Annotated in this window: 25 protein-coding genes and 1 pseudogene; 10 read left to right on the forward strand and 16 right to left on the reverse strand. The window is 59.9% G+C overall.

The genetic code is table 11. The annotated features are described in order from the left end of the window. Positions 1-176: 176 nt before the first annotated feature. Together N8E88_RS18390 and N8E88_RS18395 are read right to left on the reverse strand one after the other, a co-directional pair. On the reverse strand, positions 177-2,618 hold the full coding sequence (locus N8E88_RS18390; protein ID WP_262294930.1) for a GcvT family protein: 2,442 nt from the start codon (positions 2,616-2,618) through the stop codon (positions 177-179). A 245-nt stretch (positions 2,619-2,863) separates the two neighbouring features. Continuing rightward, positions 2,864-3,754 carry a choline/ethanolamine kinase family protein gene (locus N8E88_RS18395; RefSeq protein WP_262294931.1) on the reverse strand — a complete coding sequence of 297 codons (891 nt, stop codon included), beginning with the start codon at positions 3,752-3,754 and terminating at the stop codon, positions 2,864-2,866. 322 nt (positions 3,755-4,076) lie between these two features. Here N8E88_RS18395 and N8E88_RS18400 point away from each other — a divergent pair, with 322 nt between their 5' ends. From N8E88_RS18400 to N8E88_RS18410, 3 genes are all read left to right on the forward strand, one after another. Further along, the gene (locus tag N8E88_RS18400) at positions 4,077-4,844 is read left to right on the forward strand and encodes a DeoR/GlpR family DNA-binding transcription regulator (RefSeq protein WP_262294932.1); all 768 of its coding nucleotides are present in this window, start codon (positions 4,077-4,079) and stop codon (positions 4,842-4,844) included. A gap of 58 nt (positions 4,845-4,902) precedes the next feature. After that, on the forward strand, positions 4,903-5,469 hold the full coding sequence (locus N8E88_RS31560; protein WP_315975300.1) for a methylated-DNA--[protein]-cysteine S-methyltransferase: 567 nt from the start codon (positions 4,903-4,905) through the stop codon (positions 5,467-5,469). Positions 5,470-5,600: 131 nt separating this feature from the next. Beyond that, positions 5,601-5,954: a DUF983 domain-containing protein gene (locus N8E88_RS18410; RefSeq protein WP_262294933.1), complete on the forward strand. Its 354-nt coding sequence runs from the start codon at positions 5,601-5,603 to the stop codon at positions 5,952-5,954. 24 nt (positions 5,955-5,978) lie between these two features. Here N8E88_RS18410 and N8E88_RS18415 read toward each other — a convergent pair whose 3' ends face one another. Then, on the reverse strand, positions 5,979-6,719 hold the full coding sequence (locus tag N8E88_RS18415) for an SDR family oxidoreductase (RefSeq protein WP_262294934.1): 741 nt from the start codon (positions 6,717-6,719) through the stop codon (positions 5,979-5,981). Positions 6,720-6,820: 101 nt separating this feature from the next. On the opposite strand from N8E88_RS18415, the gene N8E88_RS18420 reads away from it, so the two are divergent. Next, on the forward strand, positions 6,821-7,426 hold the full coding sequence (locus N8E88_RS18420) for a TetR/AcrR family transcriptional regulator (protein WP_262294935.1): 606 nt from the start codon (positions 6,821-6,823) through the stop codon (positions 7,424-7,426). A gap of 119 nt (positions 7,427-7,545) precedes the next feature. Here the strand turns inward: N8E88_RS18420 and N8E88_RS18425 are convergent, their stop codons facing one another. The 5 genes from N8E88_RS18425 to N8E88_RS31870 all read right to left on the reverse strand — a co-directional run bounded on the left by N8E88_RS18425 (position 7,546) and on the right by N8E88_RS31870 (position 12,224). Beyond that, on the reverse strand, positions 7,546-9,123 hold the full coding sequence (locus tag N8E88_RS18425; protein WP_262294936.1) for an alkaline phosphatase D family protein: 1,578 nt from the start codon (positions 9,121-9,123) through the stop codon (positions 7,546-7,548). A 206-nt stretch (positions 9,124-9,329) separates the two neighbouring features. Next, entirely contained in the window at positions 9,330-9,791 is a 462-nt protein-coding gene (gene rpsP / locus N8E88_RS18430) for a 30S ribosomal protein S16 (protein WP_262294937.1), read from the reverse strand. Between the two features lie 23 nt (positions 9,792-9,814). Next, positions 9,815-10,120, reverse strand: coding sequence for a chorismate mutase (locus N8E88_RS18435; RefSeq protein WP_112525166.1), 306 nt, complete (start codon positions 10,118-10,120; stop codon positions 9,815-9,817). 2 nt (positions 10,121-10,122) lie between these two features. After that, positions 10,123-11,703: a signal recognition particle protein gene (gene ffh, locus N8E88_RS18440; protein ID WP_262294938.1), complete on the reverse strand. Its 1,581-nt coding sequence runs from the start codon at positions 11,701-11,703 to the stop codon at positions 10,123-10,125. Between the two features lie 281 nt (positions 11,704-11,984). Beyond that, complete coding sequence (locus tag N8E88_RS31870) at positions 11,985-12,224, reverse strand: BrnA antitoxin family protein (protein ID WP_410010686.1); 240 nt, start codon at positions 12,222-12,224, stop codon at positions 11,985-11,987. On the opposite strand from N8E88_RS31870, the pseudogene repC reads away from it, so the two are divergent. After that, positions 12,108-12,393 (forward strand): annotated as a pseudogene (gene repC, locus N8E88_RS18450) (replication initiation protein RepC); the annotation flags it as partial. The gene N8E88_RS31870 and the pseudogene repC sit on opposite strands and share 117 nt — an antisense overlap. 871 nt (positions 12,394-13,264) lie before the next feature. On the opposite strand, the gene N8E88_RS18455 reads toward repC, so the two are convergent. Next, entirely contained in the window at positions 13,265-14,116 is an 852-nt protein-coding gene (locus N8E88_RS18455) for a sugar phosphate isomerase/epimerase family protein (protein WP_262294939.1), read from the reverse strand. A gap of 342 nt (positions 14,117-14,458) precedes the next feature. Between N8E88_RS18455 and N8E88_RS18460 the strand changes: the two genes are divergently transcribed. The 4 genes from N8E88_RS18460 to N8E88_RS18475 are packed head-to-tail and all read left to right on the forward strand — an operon-like array spanning position 14,459 to position 18,257. Beyond that, a complete protein-coding gene (locus N8E88_RS18460) occupies positions 14,459-15,346 on the forward strand; it encodes a sugar phosphate isomerase/epimerase family protein (RefSeq protein ID WP_262294940.1) in 888 nt (295 codons plus the stop codon). 49 nt (positions 15,347-15,395) lie between these two features. Then, entirely contained in the window at positions 15,396-16,565 is a 1,170-nt protein-coding gene (locus N8E88_RS18465) for a mandelate racemase/muconate lactonizing enzyme family protein (protein ID WP_262294941.1), read from the forward strand. 2 nt (positions 16,566-16,567) lie between these two features. Beyond that, the gene (locus tag N8E88_RS18470) at positions 16,568-17,260 is read left to right on the forward strand and encodes a FadR/GntR family transcriptional regulator (protein WP_262294942.1); all 693 of its coding nucleotides are present in this window, start codon (positions 16,568-16,570) and stop codon (positions 17,258-17,260) included. Between the two features lie 22 nt (positions 17,261-17,282). Beyond that, positions 17,283-18,257 (forward strand): NAD(P)-dependent oxidoreductase, encoded by a 975-nt coding sequence (locus N8E88_RS18475; protein ID WP_262294943.1) that lies wholly within the window; start codon positions 17,283-17,285, stop codon positions 18,255-18,257. 35 nt (positions 18,258-18,292) lie between these two features. Here N8E88_RS18475 and N8E88_RS18480 read toward each other — a convergent pair whose 3' ends face one another. The 7 genes from N8E88_RS18480 to N8E88_RS18510 all read right to left on the reverse strand — a co-directional run bounded on the left by N8E88_RS18480 (position 18,293) and on the right by N8E88_RS18510 (position 25,013). Then, positions 18,293-19,369 (reverse strand): ABC transporter ATP-binding protein, encoded by a 1,077-nt coding sequence (locus tag N8E88_RS18480; protein ID WP_262294944.1) that lies wholly within the window; start codon positions 19,367-19,369, stop codon positions 18,293-18,295. Further along, entirely contained in the window at positions 19,369-20,478 is a 1,110-nt protein-coding gene (locus tag N8E88_RS18485) for an ABC transporter ATP-binding protein (protein ID WP_262294945.1), read from the reverse strand. The genes N8E88_RS18480 and N8E88_RS18485 overlap by 1 nt, the downstream gene beginning before the upstream one ends. After that, complete coding sequence (locus N8E88_RS18490; protein ID WP_114428386.1) at positions 20,475-20,678, reverse strand: hypothetical protein; 204 nt, start codon at positions 20,676-20,678, stop codon at positions 20,475-20,477. The genes N8E88_RS18485 and N8E88_RS18490 overlap by 4 nt, the downstream gene beginning before the upstream one ends. Beyond that, positions 20,675-21,634 carry a carbohydrate ABC transporter permease gene (locus N8E88_RS18495; RefSeq protein ID WP_262294946.1) on the reverse strand — a complete coding sequence of 320 codons (960 nt, stop codon included), beginning with the start codon at positions 21,632-21,634 and terminating at the stop codon, positions 20,675-20,677. Before N8E88_RS18495 ends, N8E88_RS18490 begins: the two co-directional genes overlap by 4 nt. A gap of 1 nt (position 21,635) precedes the next feature. Continuing rightward, complete coding sequence (locus tag N8E88_RS18500; protein ID WP_410010687.1) at positions 21,636-22,526, reverse strand: carbohydrate ABC transporter permease; 891 nt, start codon at positions 22,524-22,526, stop codon at positions 21,636-21,638. A gap of 168 nt (positions 22,527-22,694) precedes the next feature. Beyond that, on the reverse strand, positions 22,695-24,005 hold the full coding sequence (locus N8E88_RS18505; protein ID WP_262294948.1) for an ABC transporter substrate-binding protein: 1,311 nt from the start codon (positions 24,003-24,005) through the stop codon (positions 22,695-22,697). Between the two features lie 366 nt (positions 24,006-24,371). Then, positions 24,372-25,013, reverse strand: a complete 642-nt coding sequence (locus tag N8E88_RS18510) for a TetR/AcrR family transcriptional regulator (protein ID WP_262294949.1) — start codon at positions 25,011-25,013, stop codon at positions 24,372-24,374. A 101-nt stretch (positions 25,014-25,114) separates the two neighbouring features. Here N8E88_RS18510 and N8E88_RS18515 point away from each other — a divergent pair, with 101 nt between their 5' ends. Further along, positions 25,115-26,311, forward strand: a complete 1,197-nt coding sequence (locus N8E88_RS18515) for a Tm-1-like ATP-binding domain-containing protein (RefSeq protein WP_262294950.1) — start codon at positions 25,115-25,117, stop codon at positions 26,309-26,311. The last annotated feature ends 10 nt before the right edge of the window (positions 26,312-26,321 follow it).

Consider the following 26,321-nt stretch of genomic DNA (forward strand, 5'->3'; position numbering starts at 1 on the left):
GCTGCAAAAAACACAACTTTGTGCAACTAAACTTCGCGCTCCGATTGATAAACATGGGCCGGAATCGACGATTGTTGTGGGGGTCTTATCGATTCCTGTGCAAGATTCGACTCATCCTGCGCCAAAAGCGCGGGCGACCGGAAGCTTTTCATTGAGGAACACAAATCCCGGAAGGCTCAGTCCCTCACCCGCGCATTTTCCGGATCATATAATGGCTCCAGATGGACTTCAGCAGCGTAACGTTCATTGGCGACGATGAGCTCATATTTGCCCTCGGTGAGGAAAGCGTCACTGATGCCATCGGCCTTGCGCACATAGCCCATGCCAATCGGACGATCGACCGTGTAGCTGTAGCCGCCGCTGGTGAGATAGCCGACCGGCTCGCCATTGCGCAGGATGGTCTCGCGGCCGAGCAGTACGACGTCCTTGTCCGTGACTGTGAACGTTGCGAGTCTTTTTTTGAGCGAAGCGGCATGGATGGCCTCGCTCGCCTGCCGTCCGACGAATTCGGTGTCCTTGCGCAGTTTCACCGCCCAGCCGAGTCCAGCCTCGAATGGTGAGTCATTCGGGGTGATGTCGGAACCCCAGGCGCGGTATCCCTTCTCCAGACGCAGGGATTCCAGTGCCCGATAGCCGACCGGCCTGATGCCGAATTCTTTTCCGGCCAGCATCAGCGCATCAAAGACCTCGCCGGTTGCAGCAATTGGCACATGCAACTCCCAGCCGAGTTCGCCGACATAGGTGATGCGCAGCGCCCGAACCGTTTCGCCGGCGATCTTGATCTCGCGAACATGACCGAAAGGAAATGCAGCGTTGCTGACATCGGCGTTGGTGACCCCGACCAAGACGTCGCGCGCCTTGGGGCCCATTAGCGAAAGGGTACCGAAGTCCTCGGTTACGTCGGTGAGTTTCGCATCGAGGTCTTTGCCGATGTGATCCCGGATCCAGGCGAAGTCATGGGTGCGAAAGCCGGTGCCGGTGACGATGTAGAACCTGTCGTCGGAGAGCCGTGCAACGGTCAGGTCGCACTCGATGCCGCCGCGCGTATTCAGGAGTTGGGTATAGGTCAGGCGGCCCGAAGGTTTCGACACATCATTGGCGCAGATGGTGTCGAGCGCCTTTGCGGAGTCCCTGCCGGTCAATTCGAACTTGGCGAAGGAAGACTGGTCGAAAATGCCGACCTTGTCGCGCACGTGCCGATGTTCTTCGCCGACGGCATCGAACCAGTTCTGGCGGCCCATGGAATAGACGTCTTCGGCAGCTACGCCTTCTGGCGCGAACCAGTTGGGCCGCTCCCAGCCGAGCTTGGAGCCGAAGACGGCGCGATGCTGCTTCAGACGCTCATAGAGCGGAGAGACGATAGCAGGGCGCCCGGACACATATTCCTCGTGCGGAAAGCCGACAGTGTAGTGTTTGCCGTAGGCCTCAAGAGTCCTGTCGCGCACCCAGTCGCGATTGCGGTGGAGATTGGAGAAGCGCCTGATATCGACGGTCCAGAGGTCGAGCGGCGCTTCGCCATCGATGGCCCATTGTGCCAGCACCCAGCCCGCGCCGCCACCGGAGGCGATGCCGAACGCGTTGAAGCCAGCTCCGACGAACATGTTGGAACATTCCGGCGCGACGCCGAGGATGAAATTGCCGTCGGGCGTAAAGCTCTCCGGGCCGTTGATCATCTGCTTGACGCCAACGGTTTCAAGCGCGGGGATACGTTCGATCGCAGCGAGCATATGCTGCTCGAAATGATCAAAATCATCATCGAACAGGCGGAACTGCCAGTCGTTCGGCACATCGCCGGTCATCCAGCTCTGCGGATTGGGCTCATAACCGCCCATGACCAGGCCGCCGACTTCTTCCTTAAAGTAAGTGCGGCGGTCCGGATCCCGGATCGTCGGCGCATTGGATGAAAGCCCGTCGATTTTTTCGGTGATGATGTATTGATGTTTGACCGGCTGCAGCGGCACATTGATGCCGGCCAACTCACCGACCTGCCGTGCCCATTGGCCGGCGCAATTGACGACCTTTTCGCAGGCAATGTCGCCCTGGTCGGTCTTGACCTTGACGATCCGGTCGCCATTCATCTCGAAGCCGGTGACGCGGATGTTCTCGATGAGTTTCGCGCCATGCATGCGAGCGCCGCGCGCCAGTGATTGGGTAATATCGGAAGGGCTGGCCTGCCCGTCGGTTGGCAGCCAGCTCGCGCCAACGAGATCATCGACACGCATCAGCGGGAACATGGCCTTGGCCTCCTGCGGGGAGAGGAGGTGCATTTCCATGCCGAAACTTCCCGCAGTGGTTGCGAGGCGGCGGAACTCGGTCCAGCGGTCCTGATTGGTGGCGAGGCGCAAGCAGCCGGTCATTTTCCAGCCGGTCGCAAGGCCGGTTTCCTCATCGAGACGTTTGTAGAGATCGACCGAATATTTGAGGACGCGGGTAATCGACGCGGAGGAACGCAATTGCCCGACCAGCCCCGCCGCGTGCCATGTCGAGCCAGAGGTCAGTTGCCCCATCTCCAGCAATACCACGTCGGCCTTGTGATCCTTGGCAAGATGATAGGCCGTCGAGCAGCCGATAATCCCGCCGCCAATGACGACGATCTGGGCATGGGAGGGGAGGGTCATAATGATGTACCGCTTTTGAAGATCACAGTTGCATATCCATTGTGCGTGGTTCGCCCTTCGACAGGCTCAGGAGGCTCACCATGAGGGAGGTTGGGTTGATTGCAGTGAGCCAAGCAATGCGCTCTTGGCGACCGTTGTTGCAAGGCACTAATCTCCCTCATGGTGAGCCTCCTGAGCCTGTCGAAGGGCGAACCACGCACATTTGGATTTGCCAACCAAACGACACAGATAGCTGCAGGTTAGAATCATTTTCCATACTCGGTCCGGTACCGATCAAGAGCTTGGTCGAGCCGCTGCAGGTTCTCGGTGGTATAGGCAACGTAGTCGACGCCGGGTGCGTCGAGGTAAAGCTCGGAAACCATGCTCCACATGGCCTCGCGCAACAACGAAGCGCATTGCATGGCTGCATGGGCGCGCCTGAGTTCGCGGTCGGGCGCGGCTTGAAAATAGGCGGCAAGCAAGGCCTCGGACTCGTCTTCGCTCAATCCCGCATTGGAAGCAAGGCCCGCAAGATCGAACATGGAGGTCGAAAAACCGGCATACTCGAAATCAATCAGCCAGAGGCGATTGCCATCATCGAGTATGTTGGCAGGCAAGAGATCGTTGTGGCTGAAGATGATCGGCAGTGGCCGTTGCACGGCTTCCATTTCCGCGGCGACGGCAAGATAGGTGGCAAGGTGCGGCACCATGCGGCTGTTGCCCGCCTGCAGCGTGCGGGCATAATCACGGATGACATGGAAGACCCAGAACATGAAACCCGGCCCGAGGATATGTTCGGGCATTGTCGTGTGGAATTGCCGGATCAGTTCGGCTATGCGCGGTATATTGGCCCGCACATCGTCCGCATTGTAGGTGCGTGCGCCGAGGAACGCGGTTACCATGACGCCGTCGCCCGCATGGAACAGTTCCGGGGCAAAACCGGCGCGATGCGCCGCCTTGGCCGTCATCGCCTCGCGGTCGCGGAACACATGGTGAAACGGATAGTCGGTTCCGAAGCGCACGACATATTTGCGGTTATCGTCTTCGACGACATAACTCTCGTTGCTAATCCCGCCCTTCAAAAGAGCAATATGAATATCGCCCTGCCAGAGCGGCAGAGCGGCAATACGTCGTCTGATTTCTGAAAATGCCGTCATCTGCTGACAAATGCGTGGTTCGACAGACTCACCATGACGGCGTTGATCTGCAGAAGGAGGGTTGTGGGCTCTCCAAGAACAGGAATCCGTCTGTGGCAAAGACTTCTGTTTCGCATCCCAATAACTGCTTTTTGATTATTTGCAGGGATACTCCCCCTCATGATGAGCCTGTCGAACCACGTATTTATCTAATAATGTGACTTTCCGCCTTTATATCACCTATGTCAACACGTTTTTGTGGTGATTTGTGGCTTTAATGACAAATTTGTGGGAATCGTGTGATAATGTTGCGGATAATTTACACTTGGCTGGGGTTTCAGGCATGAATTCCAAACGACACGGCGAAATAAAACGGCTGCTGCAGGACGAAGGGACTATATCCATCGCCGATCTGGCGCAAAAACTTGGTGTGTCCCTCGAAACCATCCGGCGCGACGTAAAGCCGATGACAGATGAGGGCACAATCGTCAAAATCCATGGTGCCATCGGTCTGCCGCAGCATCTGGGCGAAGCGCCATTCGAGATACGCATGCGCGAAAACGCGCCGGCCAAGCGCATGATTGCGCAATGGGTCGCGCGGACGATCCAGGACGGCGACTCCATCATGCTGGACACTGGTACAACCACGAGTTTTCTCGCCCGCGAGTTGCTACAGCACCGGAACCTGACGGTCATAACCAATTCATCCGATATTGCCCGCACGTTGGCGACCGTGAATGGCAACCGGGTTTTCATGGCGGGTGGCGAGTTGCGCCGGGATAGCGGAGCGGCCTTCGGGGTCTCGGCAATCGAGTATGTCAACCGTTTCAGTGTTGACCATTCCGTCATTTCGGTGGGGGCGATGGATGCGGTGGGCGGACTTACCGACTACGATCTGGAGGAGGCGGAATTTGCCCGCACGGTGTTGTCGCGCGGTACACGCTCGATCGCGATCACGGACGCGGCGAAATTCGGCAAGCGTGGCCTTGTCCAGGTCTGTGGGTTCGGCGGGTTCGGTGAACTGGTGACTGACCAGGAACCGCCGGACGACATCATGCAGGCGCTGCATGTAGCGGGCACGGTTGTTACTATTGCCGGCAGGAACGCATGAATCGGGTGGGCATCGCACGCTGAGGTGCTAGAATCGCGCGTGAATCGGAGATCACGTGATGAAGATTTTGCTGCGGAAGTCCATCCAGACGCCGCTTGGACCGATGATTGCGATGGCGGGCGATGAAGGATTGTCATTGCTGGAGTTTGACGACCGGCCAGCCTTGCCGGCGGAGGTCGAGGAACTCGAAAAACGCTACGGCTACACTATTGAACCGGGCAAAAATGCCGTGCTTGAGCAGATCGAGGCGGAGCTGGTTGATTATTTTGCCGGCAAGCTCACCTTGTTCGAAACGCCGCTTGTGCTGCCGGGCATGGCATTTCAGCGGCAGATTTGGTCGACACTGCAGGCAATTCCCTATGGGGAAACACGCACATATGGCGGCATAGCCAGAGATCTGGGCAAGCCGGGTTCAAGCCGTGCCGTGGGTGCGGCCAATGGACAAAACAGGGTTGCAATCGTTGTCCCGTGCCACCGGGTCATTGGCGCCGATGGTTCCCTGACCGGTTATGGCGGCGGGCAGCGGCGCAAGCGCTTGCTGCTCGATCTCGAACACCGCATATTCGCCAGCATGGCCAGGCGGCCAGTGTTCCATCCGATTACGGCACAGGGAAGCCTGTTGTGAACAGGGGCCTGTGCTAAACTGCCACCTGCATTTGTGTGCCCACCCTGCTTATATTCAACTTGGTCGCTCGCTGTGACCGGAAAGGCAGAAGTCCCGTGTCACATGTTCACTACCATCCCACTGAAAACCCGATGAAAACCGGGATTCTCGGGCGCTGCCCGCGATGCCAGCAGGGGCATCTGTTCAGTGGTTTCCTTCAACTGGCGCCGTCCTGTGAGGTTTGCGAGCTTGACTATTCCTTTGCCGACCCGGCGGACGGCCCGGCGTTTTTTGCCATGACCATCGTTGCCGTGCCCGCCCTGGTATTTGCACTGTGGCTGCAGACGACCTACGAAGTGCCCATCTGGGTGCATCTGATCACGACACTGCCGTTGACGCTGCTTGGCAGCCTCATCCTTTTGCGGCCGCTGAAGGGCTGGCTTGTCTGCTCGCAATATTTCCACAAGGCCGAAGAAGGCAAGCTCGTGCGCAAGGGCGATGTCTGACGGATTGCCCTTGCGCAGTATAGATCAGGCGTTGGCGCCGCCATCGATGGTGAGCGATGCGCCCGTGATAAAGCGGCCATCGTCACCCGCCAGGAACGCTACAAGACCGGCGATATCGCTCGCCTCTCCAAATTTTGGAATCGCCATACGGGCACGCTGGCCATCAGCGTGATCACCATTGGCGGGATTCATGTCCGTATCGGTCGAGCCGGGATGGACGATGTTGGCTGTGATTTCCCTCGGGCCAAGATCACGTGCCAGCGCCTTGGTCAGACCTATGAGGGCGGCCTTGCTGGTTGAATAGGCGATGAGACCGGGGAAAGGCACGATCTCGGCGAGATTGCTGCCGATGTTGATGATACGCCCGCCCGCGCCCATCAGCGCCGCTGCCGCCTTCGCGGCGACGAAGCTCGCGCGGACGTGGATGGACATGACGCGGTCGAACTCCTCGAGCGTCAGCGCATCGACGGTATCCATCGAGTAGACGCCGGCATTATTGACGAGAATATCCAGCCTGCCAAATTTGGCGTGCGTCTCGTTGACTGCGGCCTCGATGGCGGCTGCATCAAGATTATCCGCCTTAATGGCGATGGCGCGACGGCCCAGCTTCTCGATTGTCTTGACGGTCTCTTCTGCCTTGGCAGCGGCGCTCGTATAGGTAATGGCGATATCTGCACCATCCTCTGCCAATTTCAGTGCAATCGCGGCACCCATGCCGCGGCTTCCGCCCGTGATGAAGGCAATCTTATTTTCAAGACGTGACATCGTGTTTCCTTTTTGTAATGATCGATACGTATTGCAATGTCACTATTGCGTAGCGGCGTCAAGTGATTTATGTATTAGTCGTTACAGAAAGGAAATTCGTGATGTCTCCGAAGGGTCGTCCGCGTGCATTCGACCGCGATGCAGCGCTTGACTGCGCCATGCGGGTTTTCTGGCAGAAGGGCTATGACAGTGCGTCCCTGGCGGATCTGACGCAAGCGATGCACATCAATGCGCCCAGTCTCTACGCTGCGTTTGGCAGCAAGGCGGAGTTGTTCCAGGAGGCTGTCGAGCTCTATACGAACAAGATCGGCCAGCGCATCAAACATTCATTGCCGACGGCGGCGACTGCAAAGGAGGGGGTCGCCGATTTTCTCATGCAGACAGCGATCTCTCATACCGACCCAGGCCAGCCGCATGGCTGCATGGTGGTGATGGGCGCGTTGCACGGCGATGAGGGTCCGGGTACGCCGTCATCGCTGCTGAAAGAGCGCCGCCTCGGCAACGTGACCCAGTTGCGCCAACGGCTGGAGCGCGCCGTGCGCGAAGGCGAACTCTCCAAGACTGTCGATATCCAGCAGGTGGCGGAGTTCTACGCGACCGTGCAACATGGCATGTCGATCACCGCGCGTGACGGCGCCACATTTGAGCAATTGAAGAAGACCGCGGATGCTGCCATGGCGGCCTGGGGCGGGTTGACTTCACCCTGATGGGCATCTGATGCAATTTTCTGCGCTTCCGGTGCTCATGGACCAAATGTCCACTGCGCTCCGGGTCTCGAAACTCACACCAGCTGCCTCATCAGGCTGAAGTCAGATGCAAACTGGCATCAGATCGAACGAACAGGATCGAGCGTCACCTTGTAGAGTTCGGCATCGTCGCGGTCCATCAGCCTCACCGTCATCTGTTCGCTTGCCGCATCGATATCGACGAGACCGAAGAATTGCAGCCCGGCCGAGGGCGGCAGGTTCTGTCCCTGCTCGGGCGTTGGCGCCTTGATGAACTTCAATTCCGGCCCGAAGGTCTGATCGAGATCGTTGGGACCGAAAGTGCCGGCATGAATGGGGCCCGAGACGAACTCCCAGAACGGCTCGAAGTCCTGGAACTGCGCCTTGTCCGGATTGTAATAATGCGCTGCCGTGTAGTGCACATCTGCCGTGAACCAGACGGTATTGCGGATACCGGCAGATTTGATGAAGCGCAGCAGATCGGCAATCTCGAGCTCCCGGCCCTTCGCCGGGCCGTTGTCGCCATTGGCGACGGCCTCCGCCCCCTTCTTCTCCTTGGCATTATCCCACACCACCAGACCCAGCGGCATGTCCGCAGCGATGACCTTCCATGTGGCCTTGGAATTGAGCAATTCACGCTTCAGCCAGCGCACCTGGTTCGCGCCAAGAATGGACGATTCCGGCGTGATCGTGTCTTCCACATCCGGACCATTCGGACCGCGATAGGAGCGCAGGTCGAGAAAGAAAACATCGAGGAGCGGACCATATGCAATCTTGCGGTAAACGCGTCCGGGTTCAGCAGGCGTGTAGCGGATGGGGGTCATTTCGTGAAAGGCACGCCCGGCACGGGCCGACAGGAGCGCGATGGATTTTTCGGTGTAGCGATCGTCGGCGGTCAGATCCTTGGAGGAAGACCAGTTGTTGAGCACTTCGTGGTCGTCCCACTGGAGGAAAGTCGGGCAGATCGCATTCAGGGCACGGACGTGATCGTCGAGCATGTTGTATTTCCACTGGCCGCGATATTCGTCCAGCGTTTCGGCTACCTTGCGCTTCTCATCGGTGATGATGCGGTTCTTCCAAATGGTGCCGTCCTTCAGCTTGGTTTCCTCGACGAGAGGGCCGTCTGCATAGATCGTATCGCCCGAGTGCAGGAAGAAATCGGGGGTGTGGCTGGCAATCGTCGCATAGGTTTTCATGCCAATCTCGTCGATACCCCAGCCTTGGCCCACCGTATCGCCCGACCAGGCAAAACGGACATTGCGCTTTGCCGTCGGGGCAGTTTTGAAATGGCCTATAATCGGTTCCGAGACAGCATTGAGGTCGCTGAGATCAACTGCAGTCAGGCGATAGAAAATATCCTGATCCGAGACGAGATCGGTGAGCAATTGCTTGACCGCAAGGTCACTGTCCGGGAAGGCATCGAGCGGCGGCAACGAATAGGCGTTGGCAAAGCTCTCCGTCGTGGAAACTTCGATATTGACCCGCGCTGGCCTGTCGGTTCGCGTCCAGATCATGCCCGTTGTCGTGTCGACGTCACCCGACTGCACGCCATGGGTAAAAACGGGTCGCGCATTGGCGCGTGAATAGGAGGGGAGGGCAAGACCTGACGCTGCGGTCAGTGCAACGGCTCCCGATGAAGCGAGGAAGTTGCGGCGCGTGAACGAAGCCGATCTGCTCATGGTGTTCTCTCCGGGCTGGCTGACGCATGACCCCAAAACCGCAAAAGGGCCTTGGGGGAGGATTATGCGCCGATTCAATTGGCTGGCTGAGTCTTCTTTGCGCGGAGAACGTTTCAGTTTTTTTGCAGTTCTGTGAAGTTTGTTCAAAACAAAAAAACGGGCGGCAAAAACCACCCGTTTTCGTCGTCAACAGCAGAAGCTGATGATCAGCTTGCAGTTTCTTCAGCCGGAGCTTCTTCGGCAGGGGCAGCAGCTGCTTCTGCAGCGGCAGCCTTTTCAGCCTCAGCGGCGGCGGCAGCAGCTTCCGCATCAGCAATGACCTTGGCCTTTGCATCTTCTTCAGCCTGCTTGGCCATGGCAACGCGTTCCTGTGCCTTCTTGCCCGGCAATGCCTTTTCAGGATTGCTGCGGGTGTCGCGCTTGGCGATACCGGCCTGATCGAGGAAGCGCAGAACGCGGTCCGTTGGCTGTGCGCCGTGACCGATCCAGTAATTGATGCGGTCGGCATCGAGCTTGACGCGGTCGCCATCCTTGGGAAGCATCGGATTCCATGAACCGACGTTTTCGATGAAACGGCCATCGCGCGGCGAACGCACGTCAGCAATGACGACGTGGTAGTAAGGGCGCTTCTTCGACCCTGCGCGGGCCAGACGGATTTTCAGTGACATTGGTATTCTCCTTGGTAGTTGGGTTAAGCGCCATTTTCCTTGGCGGCTGTTGTTTCGTGATGCCTGATCACTTCCTTGACGATGAAGTTCAGGAACTTCTCGGCAAAATCGGGGTCCAGATCTGAATCCAGCGCCAAAGAGCGCAGACGTTCGACCTGTAGTTTTTCACGCCCCGGGTCAGCGGGTGCGAGGCCATTCTTCGCCTTCAAAACGCCCACTGCCTTGGTGCAGCGGAAACGTTCGGCGAGCATGTGGATCAACGCTGCATCGATATTGTCGATGGAAGCGCGCAGCTGGAGCAGTTCTTTGGGGAGAGAGGAGGACGACATATTCACCCTTTCTTTTTCGGCAGCCCTGGAAGACCACCACCAAGGCCGGGCAGGCGCGGCATGCCGCCGCCCAGGCCACCGAACCCGCCCGGAAGACCACCGAGCCCGCCAGGCAAGCCGCCGCCCTTGCCAAAACCAGCGGCTTCCGCCTGCTTCTGCAAGGCTTCAAGCTGCTTCGGGTCCATCTTGGACAGGTCGGGCATGCCGCCCATGCCGCCAAGGCCTCCAAGACCCATTTTCGCGCCGAGGCCGCCCATCATCTGTTTCATCATGCCGCCTTTGCCCTTGCCGCCCATCGCCTTCATCATGTCCGCCATCTGGCGATGCATCTTGAGAAGCTTGTTGATCTCGGCGGCATTGGTGCCGGAACCCTTGGCGATACGCTGCTTGCGCGAATGCTTGAGCAGATCGGGATTGCCACGCTCGGCCTTGGTCATCGAAGAGATAATAGCGAGCTGGCGCTTGAAGATCGAATCGTCGAGACCGGCCGCAGCCATCTGATCCTTCATCTTGCCCATGCCGGGCATCATGCCCATGATGCCGCCCATGCCGCCCATCTTCTGCATCTGTCCGATCTGGTCAGCCAGATCGTTAAGATCGAACTTGCCGGACTGCATCTTCTTGGCCATCGCCGCGGCTTTTTCCGCATCAATGTTTTCGGCTGCCTTTTCGACCAGCGAAACAATGTCGCCCATGCCGAGAATGCGATCGGCGATGCGCCGCGGGTAGAACTCTTCCAGCGCATCCATCTTTTCGCCGGTGGCGATCAGCTTGATCGGCTTGCCTGTGACGGCGCGCATGGAAAGGGCTGCACCGCCGCGGCCGTCGCCATCCATACGGGTAAGAACGAGACCGGTGATGCCGACGCGCTCATCGAAGGATCGCGCAAGATTGACGGCGTCCTGCCCGGTCAGCGCATCGGCGACCAGCAGGATTTCATGCGGGTTGGCCTTTTTCTTGATGTCGGCCATTTCGATCATCAATGGCTCATCGATATGGGTGCGGCCCGCCGTATCGAGAATGACGACATCATGGCCGCCGAGCTTGGCCGCCTGAACGGCACGCGCTGCGATCTCGACGGGTGTCTGGCCGGCAATGATTGGCAGCGTGTCGACGCCGGTCTGCACACCGAGCTGGCGCAACTGTTCCTGTGCGGCCGGGCGGCGCGTATCGAGAGAGGCGAGCAGCACCTTCTTCCTCGACCGCTCGGTCAGGCGCTTGCCGATCTTGCCGGTGGTGGTGGTTTTACCGGAACCCTGCAGACCAACCATCATGATGACGACCGGCGCCGGCGCATTCAGATCTATGGTGACGCCCTCGGCGCCGAGCATGTCGACCAGCTCGTCATGGACGATCTTGACGACCATCTGGCCGGGCTTGATGCTCTTGACGATATCAGCGCCAACGGCCTTGGCACGAACCTTGTCGGTAAACGAACGGACGACATCGAGCGCGACGTCAGCTTCGATCAGCGCCCGGCGCACTTCGCGCAAGGCCGCCGCGACATCGGCATCCGACAGCGCGCCACGGCCTGTGAGGCCGTTCAAAATCGAACCAAGTCGTTCCTGTAAGCTCTCGAACATCCAGTTTTCCTTTATCCTTTCAGGGACCCGTTCCCCAAAAGATAAGTACCAACCACGCCAGGGCAAAGAGCTCAAAGCAAAATGACACCCGAGGGCGCATCGCGCTGTCGGGTGTTGACCTCCGGGATCGTCTAGACCCTTGTGGGGCCCCGGTCGGCTGCTCGGAGTTTCAAAACTCGTCGCGGATTGATATGCGGCTTAAACAGGAAATGCCGCGTGGAGTCAAGACGCGCGGGGTCAGGCGCGCTTTTTCCGGCTTGTCGCAGCGTCCGGCGCCTCATTTAGAGTTGTATGGACTTGCGCAATGCCTCGTCGATGCGGCCCTGCCAGCCACGGCCGCTTGAGCGATAATGATCGAGCACATCCGGGCTGAGACGAATGGAAACCGGATTTTTGGCGCATCGGCTTGTCCGGAAATTACGGACTATGCGGCAAGCGGGATTAACAATTGGCGGGATCTGACGACCACAACGGCGCAGGTGAGGGGCTATCTCGGTATTTCCCCCTCGGCCTATGAGGATGCGCTCGATGTTTTTGGTCAGGAGAACACTGCCGTCATCATCGCCTGCATCCTGCAGCGAGCCCAACACATCAATTCCGCGGGCGGTTACCTGCGGGCTTTGACCGAAAAGACGCGGGCAGGGGGAGTTTTCCGTCGGGCCTATGCTGATGGCGGCGCTGAACGCAAAATGGTGCGCATCCGCAGTTGGTGGGTCCAGTGGGCTGGTTATCCGCCAGGTCCTGGCTGCTGCAGCGGAGTGGTGGGAGCCAGACTGGGAGGCGCCTCTTCGGTCGAACAAAAAGCAAGTGCAGCCAACAGCGCAAATCCCATGACAAGCGCGAGGAAGAAGAGGTGTTGTGTGTTCATCTGTTTCCACCGTTTGAGCACAGTTCGATGCGCATCCTTCCATCCTCTACCCACTAACGGAACATAACCTCAATGGATCGAAGAGCGCCAATATGTCAAATCGCCCGGTCCTGGGTTGACAGCTTTTTTAGCGGTATCCGGCTTTGACTCCACCATCGCAACCCGGTGTTTCGAGATCGCGCTCGTATATCTTCTGTATCTGGTTTGCGGCCCGTTGCTTCGATGCCTGGTCACCACTCATTGTACCTTGGCGGAATTGCGAATGGCCAAGCAGAAAAACCCAGCGCCAGTGGCCTTTGAGCGGGCCTCCATCGATGCGATAAATCCGGCCGACATCGATGGGATGCGCGCGGTGTGCGCTCGTGCATCGCCTCAAGCTGGCTTGCAATATCACGGAACGTCAGGTCCGGTTTGGCGTTGGCAATTCCGGTGATCAGCGACATCAATCGATCTTGCGGCATGCGCCGAGGCGCGGGGACAATCAATCCTGGATTAGCGAGTCCCTCGCGCACCAGCCGTTTGACCGACCTACGCAGGCGATCGACCGACCATTTCTGCCCTATCTCGCGATTGATCTTGAAACACAGTTAAGCATACAGAGTTGATTGCATAAGTTTTCTATGGCATTGGGTGACACGGTCGGGAAGCCGATTCTCGGATCGAAATTCAGACATCGATGGGCAGCGTTTGCGTTCACGCCGCCGCGTCCCATCCATTGCGAATATGGCGGTGGCCCTCGCGGTAGACCGCTTCCGGCGTCTCGGAAAAGTCGCGCCAGACCTTCGTCGCCGCGGCAAGGTCCTTGAGCGCACGGCCGAAGGCCTCGATCGTCAGCCAACCGTCGTAGCCACTCGCGCGCAGTGCCCGGAACGTCTCCGCCCAGGGAATGTTGCCGCGCCCCGGTACGCCGCGATCGTTCTCCGAAATGTGGACGTGGACGATGCGGCCGCTGTTTCGCATGAAGGCGTCGATCGGATCGGCCTCCTCGATATTGCTGTGGAAGGTGTCGTACATAGCGCGGATGTTCGGATGCCCGACCGCGTCGACATGGGCCGCAAGGGCGTCCATCGTGTTGAAGAGGTAACATTCAAAGCGGTTCAATGCCTCGAGCCCGATCGTGACGCCGCGCTTTGCTGCGTGATCGCCGATCGCTAGTTGCGAGGAGATCGAGCGCTTGAGTTCCGCCGCTGTCGGCCCGCTTCCGGAAAATTGGCCGAGCGTTGAATGCAACGGCCCGCTCAGCATTGGGGCGCCGAGCGCATCGCTGCAGTCGATTGCCCATTTCATGTAGTCGATGCCGCGTTTACGGGTGGCGGAGTCGGGGGCAATCAGGTTCATCGAGGGGTCGCCCATGGCGGAAACGGCAGTTCGTTCCAAGCCAATCCGCTCCAGCAGATCCCCCAGCCGGCGGTAGTTGTCTGGCGTGCCCGAAAAGACCGGGATCTCGACGCCGTCAAACCCCGTGTCCTTGATGTCGCGCAAAAGCCCTTCATGCTTCCGGCCGACGCTAGTCGTCCAGAGGAACATGCACATACCGATCTTCACGTGTCCTCCTTTTGGCCTACAGGCCTTGTGCGTCGCTTATAGCACCTAACGGTTTTCCATGATCTGGTAATACCAAATATGAGAATCTGGTCAAGCCAATTCGCTGGTTCGATCACCCGCAAAACCCACGCAAAAGCAAGAGAATTAGCATTAAGCATTGACATAATAATAGAAATCGCCGCTTCGACTCCATCTTGCATAGGGTGAAAAATTACGCTAGAGCTTTCAAATAACGAGAATTGGCCACACCAGATCGCTCAAAGGCGGCGTGTTGGCTGACGAGAAGGCGACCATTACTGTCGTCGGTGCTCGAGCAAGCTGTAAACAGCCTGGGAGGACTTCATGCATCTTTCGACACACAACTGGATGCGGGCGGAACCGCTCGCCCTCACGCTGAGGCGGATCAAGAAATATGGTTACGAAAGCATCGAGATATCCGGCGAGCCGGCACAATACGACGTCAAGGAGACGCGCGCACTGCTGAAAGAATACGGCATCCGCTGCTGGGGCGCCGTCACGCTGACACTCGGCGAACGCAACCTTGCCGCCAGGGACGAAGGCCAGCGTGCCAGGTCAGTGGACTATGTCAAGAGCGTCATCACGATGGTCAGCGAACTCGAGGGCGAGATCGTCACCCTTGTACCGGCAACTGTGGGCAAGGTGGTGCCGGACGGGACCGAGGAGGAAGAGTGGACGTGGGTGGTGGGGGCCACCAAGGAATGTTTTGCTCATGCGCGGAACAAGGGCGTGCGCATTGCCGTCGAGCCGCTCAACCGTTTCGAGACCTATTTCTTCAATCGCGCCGCCCAGGCGTTGGCGCTCGCCGATGCCGTCAGCCCCGAATGCGGGGTCTGTCTCGATGCTTTTCACCTGAATATCGAGGAGGAAGACATGTATGGGGCGATCCGGCTTGCCGGAAAGCGCCTGTTCGATTTCCATGTCGCCGACAACAACCGTTTCGCCGCCGGCCTCGGCCAGCTCGACTGGCCAAAGATCATCGGCACGCTGAAAGAGATCGGATACGACGGCGCAGTAACGAACGAGTTCGTCGCTCCGGTCGATCGCACGCCAGCGGCCAAGTACCCCGACATGGTGGAGCGCAACCCCGTCGATATCCCGCCGGAGCAACTGAAGTTCATCCAGGACCACGGCTCAAGCCTGCTCACCGAGAAGTTCTACGACGATCAGATGCGGATCACCGCCGAGACGATCCTGCCGCTGATCAGGTAACGAACAATGCCCTGCGGCCCGCCGGTCGTGAGGGCGAGGAATCCGACACATGCGCATCAAGACAGTAGAGGCCTGGTGGGTGAGCATCCCCATAGAGGCGAGCCGCCAACATCGCAGCGATTTCGGCAGGCTGACGACCTTCGATGCTGCGATCCTGCGTATCGAAACGAATGACGGCATCGTCGGCTGGGGAGAGGGGAAGAATGCCGCCGGCAGTGCAGGCACCTATGGCACGCTGGTCCACATGCTGAACCATGAGGTCGCGCCGAAGCTCATCGGCCGTGACCCTGCCGACATCTCCAGCATATGGGAGATGCTTTACAACGGCATGCGCCACGAAATGGCGGCGATTTCGGGTCACGCCATGCCTGAGATCGCGCGGCGCGGCCTGTCCGTCGCAGCCATCAGCGCCGTCGACATAGCGCTGTGGGATATTCTCGGCAAATCGCTCGGCGTTCCCGTCTGGAAACTGCTGGGTGGCCGGAAGGCGGACAGGTTGCCCGCCTATGCTTCGGGTGGTTGGGAAAGCGCGGACCGGATCGGCGGACAGCTCCAGTCCTATATCGCCGCCGGCGGTTTCAAATCGGTCAAGATGCGCGTCGGCGCGATGGACCGTGCGCCGCATGTCTCGGCGTCGCGGGTGCGGGCGGCCCGCGAGGCGATTGGCCCCGATGTCGACCTTATGGTCGATGCGCACGGCACCTATACGGTTGCCGAAGCGAAGCGCTTCATCCAGATGGTGACGGATTGCGACCTCGCCTGGTTCGAGGAACCGGTGATCGCCGACGACAAGCCGGGCATGGCGGAGGTGCGCGCGGCGGCGAACGTGCCGATCGCTGCGGGCGAGAGCGAGGCGACACGTTTTGCATTCCGCGATCTTGCCATCCTGCGAGCTGCCGATATATTTCAGCCCGATCCGGCCTTCTGCGGTGGCATTACGGAGGCGATGCGCATCAGTTCGCTCGCCAGCGCCTTCAACCTCCGTTTCGCACCGCATCTTTGGGCCGGAGCGCCTTGTTTCTTCTCCGGCCTGCACTTGTGCGCGGCTTCTCCGGCAAGCTTCGTCATCGAATATTCGCTCGGCGCCAATCCGATGATCCATGATCTTGTCGAGGAAACCGTGTCGGTAAAGGATGGTATGATAGAGATTCCTGATAAACCCGGTCTGGGATTCACGATCAATCAGAAGGTCCTGGAGGCTCACGCGCAAAGACTGTGACGATGAAAGAAAATTCCCTCCTCTCCGATCTCGCGGCATATCTTTTCTCAAATTCGAGCGGCAACGGCCGCACGCCTTCGGAGCGGGAGCTTGCTGAGCATTTCGGCGTCAGCCGCGGCCAGATCCGCGAGGCGCTGGCGATCCTGGAGGCGATGCGCATCGTCGAGCGCCGGGCCAAGTCGGGTATCTACCTGACGACTACGGAGGCGAGCGTAGAGGCCATGGCACTTTTTGCCCGCGCCGGCGTGCCGCTTGATCCGATCCTGATCTACGAGACCGTGGAACTCCGCAAGATCCATGAGATCAAGGCTGCGGAACTCGCCTGCTTGCGGGCGACAGAAGAGAACTACCAGCGCCTCCGCGACATCCTCGCCGCGTCCGAGGCAAAGCTTGCCGCAGGCGAGGGGCTGGCGCGCGAGGACCGGGATTTCCATCTGGAGATTGTCCGAGCCACCAAGAATAGCGTCTTCTATCGTGTGTGCAGCGTCTACTACATGATGGGGGAGCAGCGCCTGCCGATCTATTTTGGCGATGCCGCCCGCAGCCGGCTCTCGCATGAAGAACATATCCGCATCTACGAGGCGCTGCTTGCCCGCGACGGCAATCTCGCCCAGGCGCTGATGAACGCGCATCTCCAGGGTGCTGAAAGCTATTGGAAGGGTCTCATCGGCGGACCTGCCATGGCCGCCGGATAGGCGTAACCGGCGAGGAGGGCCGATGAGCTTCATCTTGTCCACACATCCCCTGCATCCTGCTGCCGAGGCGATGCTCAAGGCTGCGGGCGAACTGCGCGTCGCCTCCGCGCCCGATCCCGAAACGTTGCTGCGAGAAGGGTTGGGCGCGGGCATCGTCGTCGTGCGCGCGCCGATCCCGCCGGCTTTCTTCGAGGATGCGCCGGCGCTGCGTGCTGCGATCCGCCATGGCGCCGGGCTCGACATGGTGCCGATGGATGCGGCGAACCGCGCCGGCGTGCTTGTCGCCAACGTGCCGGCTGTCAATGCGTCGACGGTCGCCGAGCACGTCTTCCTCGTGACGCTGGCCCTGCTTCGGCGCTTCCGCCTGATGGACCGGGAACTGCGGCAGAAGGGCTGGGCGGCGGGGCGTGGCCAGTCGGACGGGGCGGCGGACCTCGGCGGCCGCACCATGGGCATTGTCGGCATGGGCAATGTCGGCAAGGCGATTTTCCGGATCGCGAAGTTCGGTTTCGGCCTGGAGGTGGTCGCCACGAGCCGGTCGCCGGAAGGTGTACCGGATGGTGCGCGCTTCCTGCCGGTCGACGACCTCGTCGCGATGGCCGACATCGTCGTGCTCTGCTGTCCGCTGACGCCGGAGACGACGGGCCTGCTCAATGCCCGTCGCATCGGCCGCATGAAGTCCGATGCCATTCTGGTTAACGTCGCGCGCGGCCCGGTTATCGATGATGTAGCGCTGATCGAGGCGCTGGCCGAGGGCCGCATCGGCGGAGCCGCGCTCGACGTCTTCGCAACTCAGCCCCTTCCGCTCGACCATCCATATTTCGGCTTCGACAATGTCATCGTCACTCCGCATCTCGCCGGTCTTACGGACGAAAGCATGATGCGCATGGGAACGGGCGCGGCAAGCGAAGTCCTGCGCGTCATGAAGGGCAAACTGCCCGTCAATCTGCGCAATCCCGAAGTGGTCGAGCACTACCGCCGGCGCTTTCCGGCATAGCTGTGGGCCCCTTCACGACGTCTCGGACTATGAGGTCAGCCCGCATGCCGCAGGCTCAAGCCGCTTCCGCTGTCGAACAGCACGACCTTCTCCGGATTCCACGAAAAGCGAACCGTATCCTCGATCCGCAGCACCGTCTGCGCCGGCACGGTCGCGTGGATGAAATTCTCGCCGGTGCGCAGCGTCACGATCTTCTCGACGCCATGGTTCTCCACGTCGTGCACCCGTGCTTCCCCCGGCGCACCGCTCTCGAGGAAGAGGTCCTCGGGGCGGATGCCGAAGGTGAGCGGACGACCGTCCGTGGCGATGCCCTGACCGTTGCCGAGCGGCAGCCGGTAACCCTCGCTGGCCACTGCCTCGCCGCCCGCAAGCGTGCCGGCGATCAGGTTCATCGGCGGTGACCCGACCGCGCGCGCGACGAAGGTGTTGACCGGGTTTCGGTAGATCTCCTGCGGCGTACCCGTCTGCACGAGTTGGCCGTTGTTCAGCACGCCGATCTTGTCGCCCATCGACATGGCCTCGATCTGGTCGTGTGTGACAAACAGGAAGGTCGCGCCGAGGTTCATCTGCAGGTTTTTCAGCTCGGTCCGCAGCGCCTCGCGCAGTTTCGCGTCGAGCGCCGAAAGCGGTTCATCCATGAGAAAGACGCGCGGCTTGCGCACAATGGCCCGGCCGATCGAAACGCGCTGCATCTCGCCGCCCGATAACCGGTCAGTCTTGCGCTCGAGCAGGTGCTCGATGCGCAGGGTTTTCGCAACCCGGTCGACGCGTTCCTTGATCTGTGCTGGTTCGACGCGGCGGATGCGGGATTTCAATGGAAATTCCAGGTTCTCCCGCACCGTATAGCGCGGATAGAGCGAATATTGCTGGAGCACCAGGGCTACGTCGCGGTCGGCGGCACCCCAGTTGGCGACGTCCTGCCCGTCGATGAAGATCTGGCCGGCCGTCGGTTTTTCGAGACCGGCGATCAGGCGCAGCGTCGTCGTCTTGCCGGCGCCGGTCTGGCCGAGCAGCACGAAGAACTCGCCGTCAGCGATGTCGATGTTCAGGTTCTTCAGCGCTGTATGATTGCCGAAGGTCTTGGTAATGCCCTTGAGTTCGATATGTGCCATCAGAGTCTGATCCCAAGCGACGAGCCGGTCGCCGTGTTGAAGAAATGCGCCTGGGCGGGGTCGATGCGCGCCCATACGGCTTCGCCTGGACCGGGCACGAATCCGCTCTTGGTGCGGGCTCTGATCAGCTGGTCGCCGACCTTCAGGTCGACGATGTCGTGCGAGCCGAGCGGCTCGATGATATGCGCCTCGACCGGCATGAAGCCCTCGCGGGCCTCGTGCGAGATGAGGACGCCCTCAGGCCGGACGCCGAGCGTCAGCTTGCCGTCCTCGGCCCTCGCGTCCGAGAGGCGATTGGCAAGGGCGGCCGGAAACTCGAAGCCCGTTGCCCCACCGCCGACCTGCACGCTGGCATGGCCGCCCGTTTCGCTGACGGTCGCCTGCGCCATGTTCATCACCGGGCTGCCGACGAACTGGGCGACGAACATGTTGGCGGGCTGCGAGTAGACCTCTTCCGGCGTGCCGACCTGCTGGAGAATGCCCTCGTGCATGATGACGATGCGGTCTGCGAGCGACATGGCCTCCACCTGGTCGTGGGTAACGTAGATCGTGGTCGAACCCTGCTTGATATGCAAACGCTTGATTTCCGCCCGCATCTCTTCGCGCAGCTTGGCATCCAGCGCACCTATTGGCTCGTCCATCAGCATGGCCTTTGGCCGTCGCACGAGTGCGCGGCCGATCGCAACACGCTGCATGTCGCCGCCTGATAGCGCTGAAGGCTTGCGGCCCAGCAGACCGGTGATGCGCAGCACGCCAGCGATCTCGCGCACCGACGTATCGACATCGTTGCGGCTCATCCGGGTGGCGCGGAGCGGAAAGGCGATGTTCTCGTAGACCGTCATGTGCGGATAGAGCGAGAAAGACTGGAACACCATGGCTATGTCCCGGTCGGATGCCTTGATATGCTGCACCGGCTGGCCGTCGATCAGGATGTCGCCTTCGTCGATGGTCTCCAAGCCTGCGACGGCGCGCAATGTTGTCGTCTTACCGCAGCCAGATTGGCCAAGCAGCACGATGAATTCGTTGTCCGCAATGGCGAGATTAAGGTCCTTGATAACCTGGACGGCACCGAAATATTTCTGGATGCCGCGAAGTTCGATCTGCGTCATGAATGGCTGCCTTCGTCTGGTTGATCGTCCCGCGGGATTTTGGTCGTCACCATGAAGGCGATCAGTCCGACGAGCGTCATCGTCATGCCGTAGCGGTGGAGAAACAGGTTCCAGGGCTGGCAGAGCGCGATGATGCCGAAGATCATCAGGTACTGCGAACCGGGTTCGAGATATTTCTGATTGAGGGCGCGGAAGGTCATTTGCGGATCGCTCCGAAGCTCATGCCACGCAGGAGGTGATTCCTGAGCAGGAAGGTGAAGATGGCCACCGGTAGCAGGAACAGGAACGTGCCGGCGGCAATCACCGTCCAGTCCGGCAGACCGGAGCCGACCTGGCTCGGGATGAAGGGTGGTGCGGTCTGCGCGCGCCGGTTGGTCATGATCAGCGCGAACGCATATTCGTTCCAGGCCGTGATGAAGCAGAAGACGGCGGTGGCGGCGATGCCGGTGGCCGCTTCCGGGATGACAATCTTGAAGAAGGCCTGCATACGCGTGTAGCCGTCGACGAGGGCAGCCTCCTCGTATTCCTTCGGGATCTCGTCGATGAAGCCTTTCATCAGCCAGACCGAGAAGGAGAGATTGAAGGCGGTGTAGAGGATGATGAGGCCCCAATGGGTATCGTTTAAGCCGACGGCGCGGTACATGAGGAACATCGGGATTGCCACGACGACGGGCGGCAACATGCGCGTCGACAGGATGAAGAAGAGAAGGTCCGCCTCGCCCTTTACCTTGAAGCGCGAGAAACCGTAAGCCGTGAAGGTTCCCATGCCCACGGCCAGCACCGTGGACGTGATGGCGACGATCAGCGAGTTCATGAAACGGTTCGGATAGCCGGACAGCTGCACCTCGCCGCGGCCGGAGCGGACAATCTTCTCGCCGCCGTCGAACACCATGCGCTCCCACCATGGGGCGGCGGCATATTCTTCCGGCGTTGGCGCTACGCGCAGTTGCGAGCGCTTGGTGAAGAGCTTCACGAAGGGCGAGATTTCCGGCTGGAAGAGCACGGTTGGCGGAATAGTGGTGGCGAGATTGCGCGGCTTGAAGGCCGTCGAGGTGATCCAGTAGATCGGCGCCAAGAAGATCAGCGTGATGACCAGTACGGCGGCGATCGCTACCCGGTTCAGCGCGCGTTCGGAGCGGGTTTGGACGGCAGCCATCTCAGCGCTCCTTCACCTTGTTGAGGTACTTGACGTAGATGTTGGTGATGGCGAGCACCATGATGAGCACGATGTAGGCGAGTGCGCAGGAGCGTCCCGTCTGCCATTCCTGGAAGGCCATCTTGTAGAGCCGGATCGAGATCACCTCGGTCGTCGGTTGGCTGGTCAGGATGTAAGCGAGGTCGAAGGTCTTGAAGGCTTCCATGGTACGGAAGATGATCGCGATCATCAGGATCGGCGCCACCAGCGGCAGCGTAATGCGGAAGAAGGTGTAGAAAGGTCCCGCCCGGTCGATCGCCGCGGCCTCGTAGAGATGCTTTGGCACGGCCGAGAGGCCGGCAAGCGATAGCAGCATCACGAAGGGCGACCACATCCAGATATCCGTGATTGCGACCGCATAGAGCGCCATGTCCGGATTCGACAGCCACTCGAAGGAGCCGAGGCCGAGTGTATAGTTGATGATGCCGAAGGACGGATCGTAGAGCAGCTTCCAGAAGAGGCCGACCACTGCCATAGAGAGCATCATCGGCAGCAGCAGCAGGGTCGTGAGCAGGCCCTTCAGCGGAATGTCGCGGTTGAGCAGCATCGCGGTGCCGAAGCCTACGATCACCTGCCCCGTCACGGAGACGATCACATATTTCGCGGTGATGGCGAAGTTCAACCAGATGAAGGGGTCGTTCAGCAGCGCGCGGTAGTTCTGCAGGCCGACGAAATTGGCTGGCGCGGCCGACGAAGCACGGAAGTCGGTAAAGGAATAGCCGAGCGAATAGATCAGCGGAAAGATGTTGAAGACGATCAGGAACAGGATCGTCGGAATGATGAACAGATTGCGGATCCGGATGTCGCTCATGCCGTGGGATGCGGCACGCGAGTTCGTGTTCAGCGATGTCATGACTGCGGTGGCCAATACTCTCCTCCTCCGAGAGTTCGGCGTCGGATGCCGGAACGAGCATCACGATGCGCGAAGTTAATATCGGGCGCCGTGCCCGCTCGAACCGCGCACTTCGGCGCGGATATGCAGAAATGAAAAGGGGGCAGGGCCCCCTCCGCGGGGTGCGCGCTACTTGTTGCGTCCGTATTTATCGAAGGTGGCTTTCCAGTCGGCGGCCAGAGAGTCGAGCGCTTCCTTCGCCGTGCCTTGGCCGGCAGTGACGAAGGGATAAATGCGCTGATTCATCTGGATCAGCAGTTCGGCATATTCCGGGGTCGCCCAGAAGTCCTTGACCTTAAACATGGTCTCGTAGAAGGCCTTGTTGTAGGGTGTCGCATTCTGAAACTCCGGCGATTCAAGCACCTTGGCGCTTGCGGTGTAGCCGCCGAGTTCGGCCCAGCGCTTCTGGGTGTCGTCCTTGATAAACCATTCGAGGAATTTCATCGCCTCTTCCTGGTTGTCCGAATAAGAGATGACCGATATGCCCTGGCCGCCGAGCGCTGCGAACTGCTCGCCGTTGGGGCCTGCCGGATTGGCAAAGAAGCCGGTGACCTTGGCGTTTGGGTTGGACGCCTCGTTCACCAGTGCCGGGAAGAAGGCGAAGTAGTTCATGCTCATCGCTGCCAGGTTCTCGGTGATCGCCTGGTTGTTCTCGACGAAAAATGACTTGGCCCAACCCGGCGGCGTGAAGCCGTAGAGCTCGCGATACATCTCGAGCGCCTTGACGTTCTTGTCTGAATTAATGATGCCGTCGACCTTGTAGCTCTGATAGTCGCCGAGTTCGCCGCCATAGGAGAACATCGCGTTCTCAACGCCCATGACGAGGCCGTCATAGGAGTTATCGGTGTATATTGCGATGCCGTAGCGCTTTTCGCCTGGGCGGTGGAAAAACTCGGCGATGTCACGCATCTCGGCCCATGTCTTCGGCGGGGCGAGGTCGTAGCCGTATTTGGCCTTGAACGCTTCCATCTCCTTGGGGTCTTCGAACCAGTCCTTGCGGTAGGACCAGCCGACGGCGTCACCTTCCGCCGGAATCGACCAGTACTTTTTCGAATTCGACGGATACTCGGCATAGTATTTCACTGTTGCCGGCGCCATGACTTCGTTCAGTTTGTGCTGGTTGAAAAAGTCGGTGAGATCGACGTAATGTCCCGCTTGTGACGCTGCACCGATCCACTGACTGTCGCCCACGACCATGTCATAGGCTGAGCCCTTGGCATTGAACTCGGTGAAGGCCTTGGTCTGGAAGTCGGCCCACGGGGTGGTTTCGACCGTGACCTTCACGCCGGTTTGAGCCTCATATTCATTCACGAGCTCCTGAAGGTAATTTGCCGGGTCCCACTCGGCCCAGAAGATCGTCAGTTCCTGGGCCTGTGCGGACGTTCCGCAGGCCCACATCAAGCCGATCCCGGCCAACAGACCGGTCATAGTTTTGCGCATAACGTTTCCTCCCATTTATGCACGCTTCCCGCGTCATTGCGGGCCTTCCGATCCGGCTTTCCGATCCTCGTGGGGTGGTGTTCGCGCTGGGGTTCTCCCCGACCCTTCGCTCCGTTTCAGATCTCAAGCCTGATGATATTTTTCTGATCTGGTAGTACCAAATTTCACTATCGTCAAGAGCACTTTGGTTGGGCTTGCTCCAAAACCCGTCTGCAACAGTTGCCATATCTCCCAGTAATTGTGTGTTCTGCAACGTATTCTTGCCGGATAGTCTGATTCAGCATCAAAGATCTGGACAACGACACAAAAGAATATCAATTAATCTGGTAAAACCAGATTTCGCTTCAAGTCGGAGGATCGCCGATGTCATGCCTCACTTTCCGCCTGCCGTATCGCGGCGTCCACGAGCGCCTTGGCCGCCCATTCGGCAACAGACTGCGCGCGTTCGGCGGTCAGTCCCCAGATATCTTTCAACACGATCAGCACCTCGACGCCGAAGACGAGGGAGAGCGCCTGTGCAAGGCGTTCCCGGGATTCGGGTGTCATGGTGCCCTGCAGGGGCGCAGTCACGCTCTTCAGCAGATCGACACGGTGGCCGCGCGTGAACAGCGGCTCATTGCCGAGCGTGCCGGCCTGGCGCTGCGCCCACTGGTCCAGCGAAAGCTTCAGCGCCGCCTTAAAGGTAGCCTCGAACTCGTCAATGCGCGGCATCGCGGTCGCCAGCAGATCGGCAATGCGGGTGCGTGCATCGGGTCTCTCGCACGACCAGTCGAGTATGGGCCCCAGAGCCTCGTCCACCACGGAATGCACGAGCGCAGCCTGGCTTGGAAAGTAACGGTAGGCCGTGGCGCGCGACACTTCGGCAGCCTCGGCAACTTCGCTTACCGAGGGAGTAATGCCCGATTGCATGAGCCGCGTTGCCGTCTCGAGCATCAGTTTCCGCGTGCGGGCACGCGGGCCCCGCTCGGCGCTACTGACGGTTTCGTTCTGTTGACGTGAGACTTGCATGTCTTTATGATACGCTCGTCTCACAAATTTGCAAGGGTCGATTGTCTGACCCAAAGCTTGGGATAAGGCTCCGAGTGAAACCACCCGGTCGCGGAGGAGAAATGAAGCGGATCTACGTAGTCGGCACGGCCGACACGAAGGGCGAGGAGCTTGCCTATCTGGCCGCTTGCATCGAGACGGCGGGCGGGAGCGGCGTGCGCGTCGATGTCGGTACACGCGAGCCTGCGACCGCCGTCGACATAACCGCCGAGACGGTTGCGGCCTGCCATCCGGAGGGTGTTGGAGCCGTGCTTGGCTGCGACGACCGCGGCAAAGCAGTCGAGGCGATGGGCATTGCCTTCTCGCGCTTCGTCATTGAACGCCAGGACATTGCCGGGGTCATCGGGATCGGTGGCGGCGGGGGCACTTCTATCATCACCGCAGGCATGCGCCAATTGCGGCTCGGCCTGCCAAAGATCATGGTCTCGACGCTCGCGTCCGGCGATGTCGCTCCCTATGTGGACGTTTCCGACATCGTGATGATGCCCTCGGTCACCGACATGGCGGGTCTGAACCGGCTCAGCCGGGTCATCCTGCACAATGCGGCCCAGGCGATCACGGCCATGGCCCACTGGCCCGCTGAGCTAACGGCATCGAAACCGGCGCTCGGGCTTACCATGTTCGGGGTAACGACGCCTGCCGTAACCGCCATGGTCGAGCGCCTCAGATCGGACTACGATTGCCTGGTTTTCCACGCCACCGGCACGGGCGGGCGCACGATGGAGAAACTTGCCGAGAGCGGGCTTGTCTCGGGCGTGCTCGACATCACGACGACCGAGGTCTGCGACTTGCTTCTCGGAGGCGTCCTGCCTGCAACCCCGGACCGTTTGGGTGCGATTGCGCGCACCGGCTTGCCCTATGTCGGCTCCGTCGGCGCGCTCGACATGGTGAACTTCTGGGCGCCGGAGACGGTCCCGGAGCGCTATGCCGGTCGGTTGTTCTACCGCCACAACCCGAACGTCACCTTGATGCGCACGACCTCGGCCGAATGTGCGCAGATTGGCCGCTGGATTGGAGAAAGGCTCAATCTCTGCCACGGCCCCGTCCGTTTCCTCATTCCCGAGAAGGGCGTCTCGGCCCTCGACATCGAAGGCGGTGCATTCTTCGATCCGCAAGCTGACGTCGCGCTCTTTACCGCGCTCGAGGCGACGGTGAAGCCGACGGCGGCGCGACGTATCGTCCGCCTGCCGCTGCATATCAACGACCCGCAATTCGCAAAGGCCGCCGTCACAGCCTTCCGTGACGTCGCCAAACCCTGAGAGACAAAAT

This window comes from Phyllobacterium zundukense, from assembly GCF_025452195.1.
Classification (GTDB): Bacteria; Pseudomonadota; Alphaproteobacteria; order Rhizobiales; family Rhizobiaceae; genus Phyllobacterium; species Phyllobacterium zundukense_A.

Coding starts and splice junctions, on each gene's coding strand:
- N8E88_RS18390 (WP_262294930.1), bottom strand. CDS start 2,618: ATGACCCTCCCCTCCCATGCCCAGATCGTCGTCATTGGCGGCGGGATT.
- N8E88_RS18395 (WP_262294931.1), bottom strand. CDS start 3,754: ATGACGGCATTTTCAGAAATCAGACGACGTATTGCCGCTCTGCCGCTC.
- N8E88_RS18400 (WP_262294932.1), top strand. CDS start 4,077: ATGAATTCCAAACGACACGGCGAAATAAAACGGCTGCTGCAGGACGAA.
- N8E88_RS31560 (WP_315975300.1), top strand. CDS start 4,903: ATGAAGATTTTGCTGCGGAAGTCCATCCAGACGCCGCTTGGACCGATG.
- N8E88_RS18410 (WP_262294933.1), top strand. CDS start 5,601: ATGAAAACCGGGATTCTCGGGCGCTGCCCGCGATGCCAGCAGGGGCAT.
- N8E88_RS18415 (WP_262294934.1), bottom strand. CDS start 6,719: ATGTCACGTCTTGAAAATAAGATTGCCTTCATCACGGGCGGAAGCCGC.
- N8E88_RS18420 (WP_262294935.1), top strand. CDS start 6,821: ATGTCTCCGAAGGGTCGTCCGCGTGCATTCGACCGCGATGCAGCGCTT.
- N8E88_RS18425 (WP_262294936.1), bottom strand. CDS start 9,123: ATGAGCAGATCGGCTTCGTTCACGCGCCGCAACTTCCTCGCTTCATCG.
- rpsP (WP_262294937.1), bottom strand. CDS start 9,791: ATGTCACTGAAAATCCGTCTGGCCCGCGCAGGGTCGAAGAAGCGCCCT.
- N8E88_RS18435 (WP_112525166.1), bottom strand. CDS start 10,120: ATGTCGTCCTCCTCTCTCCCCAAAGAACTGCTCCAGCTGCGCGCTTCC.
- ffh (WP_262294938.1), bottom strand. CDS start 11,703: ATGTTCGAGAGCTTACAGGAACGACTTGGTTCGATTTTGAACGGCCTC.
- N8E88_RS18460 (WP_262294940.1), top strand. CDS start 14,459: ATGCATCTTTCGACACACAACTGGATGCGGGCGGAACCGCTCGCCCTC.
- N8E88_RS18465 (WP_262294941.1), top strand. CDS start 15,396: ATGCGCATCAAGACAGTAGAGGCCTGGTGGGTGAGCATCCCCATAGAG.
- N8E88_RS18470 (WP_262294942.1), top strand. CDS start 16,568: ATGAAAGAAAATTCCCTCCTCTCCGATCTCGCGGCATATCTTTTCTCA.
- N8E88_RS18475 (WP_262294943.1), top strand. CDS start 17,283: ATGAGCTTCATCTTGTCCACACATCCCCTGCATCCTGCTGCCGAGGCG.
- N8E88_RS18480 (WP_262294944.1), bottom strand. CDS start 19,369: ATGGCACATATCGAACTCAAGGGCATTACCAAGACCTTCGGCAATCAT.
- N8E88_RS18485 (WP_262294945.1), bottom strand. CDS start 20,478: ATGACGCAGATCGAACTTCGCGGCATCCAGAAATATTTCGGTGCCGTC.
- N8E88_RS18490 (WP_114428386.1), bottom strand. CDS start 20,678: ATGACCTTCCGCGCCCTCAATCAGAAATATCTCGAACCCGGTTCGCAG.
- N8E88_RS18495 (WP_262294946.1), bottom strand. CDS start 21,634: ATGGCTGCCGTCCAAACCCGCTCCGAACGCGCGCTGAACCGGGTAGCG.
- N8E88_RS18500 (WP_410010687.1), bottom strand. CDS start 22,526: ATGACATCGCTGAACACGAACTCGCGTGCCGCATCCCACGGCATGAGC.
- N8E88_RS18505 (WP_262294948.1), bottom strand. CDS start 24,005: ATGCGCAAAACTATGACCGGTCTGTTGGCCGGGATCGGCTTGATGTGG.
- N8E88_RS18510 (WP_262294949.1), bottom strand. CDS start 25,013: ATGCAAGTCTCACGTCAACAGAACGAAACCGTCAGTAGCGCCGAGCGG.
- N8E88_RS18515 (WP_262294950.1), top strand. CDS start 25,115: ATGAAGCGGATCTACGTAGTCGGCACGGCCGACACGAAGGGCGAGGAG.